The sequence below is a fragment of the Streptomyces sp. NRRL WC-3549 genome (genome assembly GCF_000721935.1).
In the GTDB taxonomy this organism is placed as follows: Bacteria; Actinomycetota; Actinomycetes; order Streptomycetales; family Streptomycetaceae; genus Streptomyces.
Map to the genome: position 1 here is coordinate 66,495 of NZ_KL585426.1, position 1,422 is coordinate 67,916.

The 1,422-nt window shown below is 74.0% G+C and carries 1 protein-coding gene and 1 pseudogene; both read right to left on the reverse strand.

The window, feature by feature from the left end:
• A pseudogene (locus IH13_RS45085) lies at nucleotides 1–368 on the reverse strand (hypothetical protein); the annotation flags it as partial.
• Nucleotides 369–376: 8 nt separating this feature from the next.
• On the reverse strand, nucleotides 377–1,422 hold a 1,046-nt coding region (locus IH13_RS0128710), incomplete at its 5' end, for an STM4012 family radical SAM protein (RefSeq protein ID WP_031088918.1).

A 1,422-nucleotide genomic window follows, 5' to 3' on the forward strand; every position in this document is an offset into this window, starting at 1 on the left:
AGCCGTGACAGCTCCACCAGCGCCCGCCGGTACCAGGACCGCACCAGCGCCTCGCCCCACGGGGTGAACAGCACCGAGAGCCGCTCGCCGGTCTGCGCGGTGGCCCAGGCGGTGAAGCGCTCCAGGGCCGCGCGGTCCGCGCGCAGTTGGTCACCGCTGTCCCGGCGCTTGGCGAACGGGCAGTAGGGGCAGTCGTAGTCGCACGAGGCCAGTGGGCCACGGTAGAGGACCGTCAGGTCTGTGCCGGGCGTGCCCGTGGCCCTCGTCGTGGCCGTCGTGTCCGGGACGGTGAGAGCGGCGGGGGCGGGGGCCGTGGCCGTCGTGGCTGTGGCCTCGGGGCCCGGGGCGGCGGCGGGGTCCATGGTCACCGGGCGGCTCACTTCGCCTCGTACGCGGCCATCGCGGCCCGTACGGCGGGGGAGAACAGCTCCGGGCCCAGGGCGTCGGAATGGGCCAGCCCCTCGGGTGTCAGCCGTAGCCGGCCCGGGGCCGCCGACGCGTCCAGCCAGTCGCGTGCGGTGAAGCGGTCGAGCTCGGTCCGGAAATCGGTGCGCGGATCCGTGCCGAACCGCTCGCGGTAGGCGGCCTCCTCCATCCCCTCGGCCTGGAGCAGCGACTGCAGCAGATGGCGTCTGCGTGCCTCGTCCCCGGTGACGTACCGGCCGACCTCGGCGCGGGAGAAGTCTTCGGTGGCGGTGAAGCCGTCGATGATGCCGCGGACCTCCCGCATCTCCACGGCGTAGTCGAAGGAGTAGTGCAGCGAGGAGGTGTACGAGCGGGCACCGCAACCGAGCCCGATCATGCCGTCGGTCTGGCACGCGTGGTCGCCGGGGCCCGCCTGCGGGGCGTCGGTGCGGCGGAACATCCTCATGGACGCCTGCTCGTAACCGTGTGCCAGCAGGTGGTCGCGGCCCGCCCGGTACAGCCGCAGTCGCTGCTCGTCCCAGGCGTGGTCCGGGAGGTCGGCCGCGGCCCGGTGCCGTCCGAGACCGGTCAGCGGGCGCACGTACAGGGGGTAGAGGTACAGCTCCTCCGGGCGCCAGGCCAGGGCGGCGTCCAGCGAGAAGCGCCAGCTCTCCTCCGTCTGCCCGTCGATGCCGTAGATCAGGTCGATGTTGAGGACGGGGATCCGGGCGTCACGGATCCGGCCCAGGGCGCCCTCCACCTCCGAGCGGTGCTGGGGGCGGACCGCGGCCCGGGCCTCGGCGTCCACGAAACTCTGGACGCCGATGCTGACACGGGTCGCACCACGGTCGGCGAGCACCGCCAGCCGGTCCGCCGTCGCGGTCGACGGGGACGTCTCCACCGACAGGGGGACGGCCCGCAGGTCGGCCCCCATGCGCTTCTCCGCGATGTCGCAGAGCCGTTCCAGCTCGCCGGCGGTCAGGAAGGTGGGCGTGCCGCCGCCGAACGCGGCGGCGG